The sequence below is a fragment of the Algoriphagus winogradskyi genome, assembly GCF_900182815.1.
Taxonomy (GTDB): domain Bacteria; phylum Bacteroidota; class Bacteroidia; order Cytophagales; family Cyclobacteriaceae; genus Algoriphagus; species Algoriphagus winogradskyi.
The window spans coordinates 231893-240351 of sequence record NZ_FXUA01000008.1 but is presented as its reverse complement, the minus strand read 5'-3'; the positions used below and the strand labels follow the sequence as shown (position 1 = coordinate 240351).

At 39.0% G+C, this 8459-nt stretch carries 6 protein-coding genes; 2 read left to right on the top strand and 4 right to left on the bottom strand.

Going from position 1 to position 8459, the window contains the following annotated elements:
- Positions 1 to 376: 376 nt before the first annotated feature.
- Positions 377 to 1018 carry a DUF6266 family protein gene (locus QOL76_RS18545; RefSeq protein ID WP_283414456.1) on the bottom strand — a complete coding sequence of 214 codons (642 nt, stop codon included), beginning with the start codon at positions 1016 to 1018 and terminating at the stop codon, positions 377 to 379.
- A 244-nt stretch (positions 1019 to 1262) separates the two neighbouring features.
- Positions 1263 to 1457 (bottom strand): hypothetical protein, encoded by a 195-nt coding sequence (locus QOL76_RS18540; protein WP_283414455.1) that lies wholly within the window; start codon positions 1455 to 1457, stop codon positions 1263 to 1265.
- A 369-nt stretch (positions 1458 to 1826) separates the two neighbouring features.
- Between QOL76_RS18540 and QOL76_RS18535 the strand changes: the two genes are divergently transcribed.
- A complete protein-coding gene (locus tag QOL76_RS18535; RefSeq protein WP_283414454.1) occupies positions 1827 to 4412 on the top strand; it encodes a thiopeptide-type bacteriocin biosynthesis protein in 2586 nt (861 codons plus the stop codon).
- Here the strand turns inward: QOL76_RS18535 and QOL76_RS18530 are convergent.
- Positions 4388 to 5113, bottom strand: coding sequence for a LytR/AlgR family response regulator transcription factor (locus QOL76_RS18530; protein ID WP_283414453.1), 726 nt, complete (start codon positions 5111 to 5113; stop codon positions 4388 to 4390). The genes QOL76_RS18535 and QOL76_RS18530 overlap by 25 nt on opposite strands.
- Entirely contained in the window at positions 5079 to 6191 is a 1113-nt protein-coding gene (locus QOL76_RS18525) for a histidine kinase (protein WP_283414452.1), read from the bottom strand. The genes QOL76_RS18530 and QOL76_RS18525 overlap by 35 nt, the downstream gene beginning before the upstream one ends.
- 1431 nt (positions 6192 to 7622) lie before the next feature.
- Here QOL76_RS18525 and QOL76_RS18520 point away from each other — a divergent pair.
- Positions 7623 to 8012, top strand: coding sequence for a MauE/DoxX family redox-associated membrane protein (locus tag QOL76_RS18520; RefSeq protein ID WP_283414451.1), 390 nt, complete (start codon positions 7623 to 7625; stop codon positions 8010 to 8012).
- The last annotated feature ends 447 nt before the right edge of the window (positions 8013 to 8459 follow it).

Sequence of the window (8459 nt, the reverse complement as noted above, 5' to 3'; positions counted from 1 at the left end):
TGTAATTACTCCTGCTTGTTTTGCCATAAGTATATGGGGTTTAAGTGAAACATGCAGGAAAATTCAGTTTTATCCCATTGGCTATCAATTGAATGCGCGATATGTTCGCAAGTTTGAGAAGAACTTTCCTAGGTGCGCTTTTTTCGGTTTGTGGTGATAATTCAAACCAAATCCTGTTGCTAAATATTACTATAGAACGAAAAAAAAGGGGCGAATGATGATTCGCCCCTACCTAAATGGAAATCAACCTTTACTTATGATAATTGCGTAAATTTATCCTAACTATACTAATAAAGGTCATTGCTCCTCTTACTTGAAAAACAGAATTTTCTTTCATTGACCAGGTAATATTTCAAATAATCAAGAGCATAAATTCTTAAACTTTACCTAGACAAATAGAATCTGAAAACTCACGAATACAGCCATCCTGGGCGTAAAATGCTGCGTATACAAACACCTGTCCAAGTTCAGGTTCACTCCAAGGTAGCTCCAACACCTGAACACCTGTTTTTCTATAATTTCCTTTATATAGCGTGTACACCCGCTTTGATTCAGGTACGTAAGCAATAACAAACAAACTATCCTCATCTCTTCCTGAACCCTGCCAGGCATTGGGTTGCCATGTGATTCTGATAGACGTACCTTCCCGTACTGCCAATCCTTGCTCAAGACCAACTAGCCATCCTTTGGATACTTTGACACGTTCTGGATAAAGTATTGGATTTTTTTCCTCAGGAAGAATGGCATTTTTAATCAGCCAGCTAAGTGTCCTGTTGGTTCCGGATTCAAAACTTGAACCTTTTTTTTTCATCGTAAAATTCAAAGCTTCCCTGAGCGGAGTCACGAATTTCTGGCCTATGCTAAAAGCCTTTTGCTGGTAAAGCTGCCTTTCACTGGCAGGTTTCTTTCTTGGGCCTGGCTTTTGTCTAACCACTGTTTTCCCGTTTAACTGGTAAAACACCAGATTGCCCATGGAGCCATTTATAGTCCCCAATAGGCTGCTATGTATTATTCCCATTATTTTTGATTTTCAAAGTGAACTACTGATTAATAGATAGATATTTTAGAAGTGAATTCGCAGCAATTCCCACTTTGCATGTATCACCCCTCTTCGTTTACGCTACACCCACTGTACTCTCAGTCCAAAGGGAAATAGGAGGAACAAAATATGAAGGAGACTGGGAGGAACCCCGACTGATTAGATACTGGGAATTTACTGCGGCATGGGCAGGCCTAAGTCATATCATTATTTAGGCTGCTTTCTAGTACAGATAGTCGCTGATATCGCCAGGTGGTATTCCGGAGAAATCTGAAAATTCCTGTATAGTGACAAATTGATGAGGTTTCTTATTATGGAAAACCCTGATTTTCTGAAGCAATAACTGTCCGTAGCGCTCGCTTCTTCCCGTGATGTTCTGTACATCTTTAGGGTAAACTATGCATCTTTTCTTTGGCATGATTTGACGATGTTTATAGCGGTTGAAGAAGTCCATTTCTCTGTTTGATACTTTCCTCAATTCCGCCTGTGACGATAACTTAAGTTCCCAAATCTTACCTGCTAGTTTTTCAAATCCCAATAGTGTATGGATTCTGTGGATTCTGTAGATTCTTTGTGAAATATTGGATTCTATGAACTAATAAATGAATTAAAATCAGTAATAAATCATGAGATGACTGTCAAATATCTCCTACTTGAACTTACTCTATGTAACAGAAATCAAAGGCACAAAAAGCTTTGATTACGTCAATGCTCCCTACCAGAAAAGAGTATGTCCCTGAATTCAGACTTTCCTTCCAGTTTTTAAGAATTAGGATGGCAAAAAGCCATGGATTTTTTATACAGAATGCACTTAGTGGATTTCGACCCTAAAGACATGTTAGAAATTCGTAAAAACTGGGACTGGATCAAAGAAGCTATACGTCTGTCTTCAGATTCCCTATTTCAGGAAATACAAAAGAAGGAGTTCGATTCGCTTTGTTACTCCACCCAAACCAAAATTCATAAGTACCTATTGAGGGGCAGATACCGCTCCACCCCCTTTGGGTTATGGGCTGGAGTAGGCATCGGTATGTGGGGAGACAGCAATACTGTCGGCTCCCTAGCCTACAGAAAAATAGAAAATCTATATTTTGAGAAACCAAGGGTACAATCTCTGCCCCCTAGTAAATACAAAGTCGCTCCTGGGTTAAAGGTGTATGCTGACCAGGTACAATTCTGGAGTTACTGTATTCAGGAGGAGGGCTGGAGGATTAGCTATCTCGATAAAAACCCACTTATCCTGATTCTTCTGGCCTATTTTGAACAATCAGAAAAACTCGATGGACCTACCTTTGAACAGTTTTTCAAGTCTAAAAACAAAAATCAGATAGCAAACATCTGGAAAATGGTGCTAGAATCAGGATTTCTTATTCCAGAAAGTTTCCCTGAATTGGGATCACCTCATGAAAGCGAGGGAATGGACATAAGAATAATTTCAGAAATTAAAGTAAACCGGGGAATCCAAGAAAAATTGGAAAAACTCATTTCTGAGATCGGAAATCTTTTTGTTCCTGTAGAAAGTGATTTCTTAAGGAATTTCAAGTCCTGGTTTAGGTATACCTTCGATGACCGTTTTGTACCTATTGGCCTTCTAGCTCACAGACAAGATTTCTTCTGCAATCCAGTAAATGAAAGTATAACAAAAGAAAGGGATGACTATCGCTCTGAGGATATACTTTCTATGTTATGGGGTAATGTTGAAGAATTTGACCTAAGCAATTGTTTTGAACTGAAAAGCACAGATCTCCACCACCTCCAAATAGCCTTCAAACTACTGGGAGAAACTGAACTTTATATAGAAAACATTGTCTGCAACCGCCCTTTTGCTTATTCAGGACGTTTTAGCATTGATCCAGAGATTAAAAATTTGGTTGTAGACAACGTTGAAAGCTTGTCTGAAGAAGCCCTATATGCCGACATAATTATGTTCGAAACCTCAAAATCAAACCGCATTTCCAGACATGAAAATGCCTTTAGGTATAGCATATACCCCTTTGGAAATGGGCTCCAAGAAAACCAGTTGGGGGTTGAAGATCTGCTCATAGGATTTAGACGGGATCGCTTGGTGCTCTATAGCCAAAAACTCAACAAGGAAGTTTTACCAGCTGTACAGCACCCGCTGAATCCCAATCAAATCTCCCACACGCTTTCCAGGTTATTCTGGGAAATCGGGAATCAGGATCAGCAGAGGTTTATTCCATACCACAATACTTCTTTTCAGCAAACCTCCTATATACCTAGGCTGACTTGGAAGGGAGTTATTCTTCAGGGAAGGAAGTGGATCCTGCACTCAAAAAACTATTCTGACAAACGTAAACTCTTTCAATTTCTTGCTGCGTCCAAAATACCTTGCCCTTTGCTAGCAGGATACTTAGACAGAGAACTAATTCTTGACTGGGAATATCCTCCTGAACTGGAAATACTATGGGAAGAACTTAATAAGTTGGAAGAGCTCACTGTATTTGAATGCCCTTGGAAAGAGCGGTCGCCTCTTAAAAACAAATCCGGACAACCCCTCTTCCCACAGTTTATTTATTCTTGGAAAGGTAAAGATCGCATTATTGAGAAAATCGATTCTTTGAATCGGATCGGCAGCATTGATGAAAGCTGGATTTATTTGCGCATTGGGATAAAGGAAGAAGGGTTACTGCCGTTATTGCTCAAGCCTTTACCATCCATACTTAAAAGTATTAAGGAAAATTCTCTGCTACAGAAATGGTATTTTTTGTGTTACAACTCCCCTAAACCAGAAATCAGGCTTCGCCTACTTCCTACTGAAGAAGCACAAAAACAAGCGATAACTGCCGAGTTAAAGCAAAGATTGATGGAAACTGGATGGGTCATTACAGTAGATTCAGCACCATACTATCCTGAGTATGAAAAATATAAACTACCCCATAAAGGTATTGTAACCTCTGAATCCATATTTCACCTTGAATCCGAGTTGATACTTCTTGGCAATGAAAAACAGAGAGTTTCTCCAATGTTAACATGGGATGCAATAAAACGTCACTATTGCATAAGTCAGTCATACATTCAACTCATTGAAATGACTGGCAGAATAGAAATGTTTTTTCACTATTTCCGGAGGTTAGTTAAGGAAATTCCAGTAACAGACCGAAAGAAATTAAGCAAAGCTGATTATTCTACTACTGAATATGAGACTACTTACCCTATTGAGACTTTCTTACCGGAGTTCTCAAAAATCGCAACAGAACAAGATGAAGTATTGATGCGCCTTATCCCAAACCATCTTCATATGTGCTGTAATCGAATGTTTCCAAGAGATACAAATGAGTATGAACGTAAAGTAATCTATAGCTTGTACAAAAGCCTAGGGAGATTAATTTATGGTCGATTGTATAGTTTATAAGTATTTAGAAGTTGGTCTTTATAAGAGTCTCCCAAAGGGACAATCATTCCGTTATCAAGGATAATCTCCTTATGGAATATTTTCTGAAGTTTGGTAATATTTATGAGAAAGGATTTTTGGACTCTCACAAAAGTCCATTCAGGAAGCATAATTTCTACAGACTGCAAGGTGGAGCGCTGTTTGTAAATATGGGGAGGAGCGTGAAAGAGCGAATAGTTTTGTTTCTGCTCAACATGGTAAAGGCTGGAAAAAGCAACTTTAGTATAACCAAAACTTGCATAGTCCTCCACCAGAAAATAATCTTTCGACTTTTCCAGAGTTGCTTCCTTTTGTATATTCAGTTTTTTGGAGACCTTTTCCAGAAGCTTATTCAAGCCCCAGGCATTGACAGGCTTAATTAGATAACCAGCCACAGATAAATTGATACTTGGTAGTGCAAACTCTTCATGCGCGGAACAGATAATCACGGGAACACCCAATTCTTCCATTTGCTCAGAAATTAGCAAACCATTGAGATTTTCCATCTGGATATCAGTTATCAAGATATCGCATATTTTTTGGCTGGCTAAACGCAGTCCATCCATAGGGTTAGTTTCCGCAAATTCCACTTGGTACCCAGGTATTCCGGAAATGAAATATTTGAGCCTATCCAGTGCCAGAGTTTCATCATCGATTAGGCCAAGTTTGTTTGGGTTTTTCATATGGTAGAGTTAGGTTAAGAGAAAAGGTGTCTTGCGTTACATTCGTGGTCAGGGTAGCATTTTCAAAAAAGTAATCCAGCAAGTTTCTGACTGTTTCTATACCGAATTCACTTTTAGCCAGTTTTAACCCCTCGTTGAATTTATTTTGCGTAGAAAAATGAAGAATTGGAATGCTGTTTTTACAATAAATCATCTTTGCTTCTATTAATACCGGGTATTTAGGATCCTGAAAAACGCCATGTTTAAATACATTTTCGAGCAGGGTGATCAAAAGTAACTTTGGCATATATAGCTCTTCATAATGAAGCAAATCCCTATCGATTTTATCCCGAATAATGATAGCGCCCTGAAATCTCAATTTTTGACCATGTAAATACGAGAGTATAGCCTCGACTTCAGAAGACAGGGAATTGAATTTTTCCGTATCAATGTATGCATAGCGGAGTATAGTGATGAAGTGATTTAGATCCTCAAAGAGTTCTGGCGAGTATTTCAATGATTTGGCGGAAATATCTCCTATCAGGTTGAGCGTAAAATGTGGACTGAGTTGGGCTTTATTATGAACAATTCTCAGTCTATCAAAACTGGCGTCAGTTTTCCGTTTTTCCTGAAGGGCTTTAATAAGCGCATAGAATCCCCAAAAAGTGAATGTAATAGCTATGAATACCCATTGTCTCATAAACTCATAGGCTGCAAAATCTAAAGGTGGATGTGGCTCAATTCCGACGAGTAGAAATAAAAAGTATTTAAGTACAGATAAAAAGGAAATTGTAACCAAAGAAAGAGCAATGACTATAAGGGGTCTTTTTGAATAAAAAGCAGAAGGGAATAGCCAAAAGAAATAAATGCATGAACAACAAAAGCCTATCAAAGTAGTGATCAAAGCGAAGGGAATCCCACTAGAATCTAACTTAAAATAATAGGTTGAGGCCAAATCCAGAAGAGGATATACCACCCATGGAATGATAAGAATTAAGATTGGCCTTGCTATAAAAGGCTTCATTTTATCATTGACCCACTTTATACTAGGGTTTGTCCCTGAGAACTGAATCTGAGGCGGGGTAAGTATACTTTTCATGTGTTAATAAAATTTAAACAATCCACATGGAATCCCGCATGACTAGTAATCATCACAAAATGAGACAAAAGGTGAAATGTTCGATTTCATAAAATTTCAACTTATGATAAATAAACAAGAAATGAGTCTGCTGAACCTGCGGGCAGGACACACTCAAGTAAACAGACCTTCATCAAGAGGTAGTCAGAAAAATCGTATAACTGGGAGCATTATTCGAGAATGCATCACCACAATTACGAGAATTTAATTTTCTAAGAGTTTTGTAACAGCAATCGGTACAGGCTTATTGCGAATAGCCTGGTTTAAAAACATGTCTATTTTACTTCAGCATTCTATGCATTTACCGGATCGTCAATCCGGTGGGAAAACCCCAAATCAAGCGGATTTCATCTGAGATGGAATCCGTTTTAATTTGTTTTGGTTTTGTAGATCAGAGAAAATCCCAGATCGTCGACGGGGATACCATGAAAGCCAGCAAATTCCTGAAAAGTTATCAGTTGATGCTTTGATTTTCCGTAATGCTCCCTCACTCGCTTCATACAATAATAAGCGTACGACCTACTCCTTCCGGTCAAAATCATGATATCCTGAGCATAGATGATTCTTCTTTCAGCAAGTACCATTAAATGTTCAGCAAATAGATGTCTAAGACAGGGCAAATTATCATTGCCAATGCCCACCAAAGAACTCCCAGGATAACTAAAAAAGGCCTTAATGAAACTAAATTAGAAATAATTTTTTATGAAACAAGTTCTAGTCAGTTTTTTATTTCTAAATATCTAAACAGATACCTTATAACTAAATCTAATATGTAAAAAACCAAACTTTCTTTGGGATCAATCCATAAGTAAGAGAGTTCGGATTTTATTTATAAACGGTTTTACAAAACTCAATTTGTTTTTTTACACTATTGATAAACATCATAGTACTTATTACATACAGTGAATGAGTAGTTGATATCCATTCCAGTAGTGGCATTTTTCGTCCCGACCCCTACGAATATTTGCTATTCGTCCCAGAATCCAGAAAAAACTCACAAAAGCTTTTGAATATAGTAAGAAATTATTGGCAATGAATGGGCTTTAAAACAACGCCCTTCCCTTTAAGAGAGGAAATTAGTCGGAGGTAAATATGATATAAAATTATGAACAGTACCGTAAGCACACTTCTAATTCAACTATGGACTACCTCACCCCAACCCTCTCCTGGAGGAGAGGGTGTTTGTCAGTGGTAGCTATGACGGGATGAATATGAACAGAATCTTCAGTACCAAACTCTGGACTACCTCACCCAGCTCCCGATATCGCTTCGTTTATCGGGACAGGCTCTTTTCCTTGAGGAGAGTAAGTTAGTTACCTTACCTCAACCCTCTCCACATGGAAAGGTAGCGGTACAATTTCAGATTGGAAATATTATTTAACAAAATAGAAAATGCACAAAATAATTTCAACACTTCTAATTCTCCTATGGACCTATACAGGCTTTGATAAAATCTTTCGCTTTGAAGCAAGCAGAAAGGCATTCCTTAACCAGACCTTTCCGGCCGAGCTGGCGGAGATTCTGGCTTATGCAATACCAATAACTGAGTTGCTGCTTGCCCTGCTCCTGCTCTTTAAAGTCACTAGATGGTGGGGATACTTGGGAAGCATATTGCTGCTAACGGTATTTATTACTTATGTGGGACTGATTTGGGTGGGAGCTTTCCCTAGAGTGCCGTGTAATTGTGCGGGAATCTTAGAGAGTCTGGGATGGGCGGAGCACTTCTGGATGAATCTGGGGTTGATTGGAGTGGCCACTGCCGGTATTCGATTGGAAGATTGATGTCCGTTGACCGGTGTTGGTTGTTTCTGCTACGGCGGACAGGTGGTGGTTGTAGAGAATTTAAAATGAAAGGAATTTAAAATTTAAAATTAATGTGCTGGACTTGGGCTTAGCAGTGACCCCCGACCCCTTCCCGATAGTTATCGCGGAGGGGAGAATGGAGTTGGGTGCTGGAGCGAAGAATTTAAAATATATAAAAGTAGAGAAGTGTGAGTATCACCCTGAAGGGGTGAAACCCATGGTAAAAAAAGAATAAAGGCCATTTCCCTTCCCGATATCGCTCGGCTCATCGGGACAGGCAGTCCCTAGATCATAATAGGACAGGAATGTTTGTGCCGAGGAATGGAAACGAAATATCCGACACATCCAGCTTCTGGAGAAGCAGGACAACGGACAGGCAAAAGACGGAAAAGTAACGTTGTGGGATGTTGAATTTTGGATGTCGGT

What these genes read in the sequence shown, in the direction of transcription:
- QOL76_RS18545 (WP_283414456.1), bottom strand. Translation starts at nt 1,018, where the DNA reads ATGGGAATAATACATAGCAGCCTATTGGGGACTATAAATGGCTCCATG.
- QOL76_RS18540 (WP_283414455.1), bottom strand. Translation starts at nt 1,457, where the DNA reads ATGCCAAAGAAAAGATGCATAGTTTACCCTAAAGATGTACAGAACATC.
- QOL76_RS18535 (WP_283414454.1), top strand. Translation starts at nt 1,827, where the DNA reads ATGGATTTTTTATACAGAATGCACTTAGTGGATTTCGACCCTAAAGAC.
- QOL76_RS18530 (WP_283414453.1), bottom strand. Translation starts at nt 5,113, where the DNA reads ATGAAAAACCCAAACAAACTTGGCCTAATCGATGATGAAACTCTGGCA.
- QOL76_RS18525 (WP_283414452.1), bottom strand. Translation starts at nt 6,191, where the DNA reads ATGAAAAGTATACTTACCCCGCCTCAGATTCAGTTCTCAGGGACAAAC.
- QOL76_RS18520 (WP_283414451.1), top strand. Translation starts at nt 7,623, where the DNA reads ATGCACAAAATAATTTCAACACTTCTAATTCTCCTATGGACCTATACA.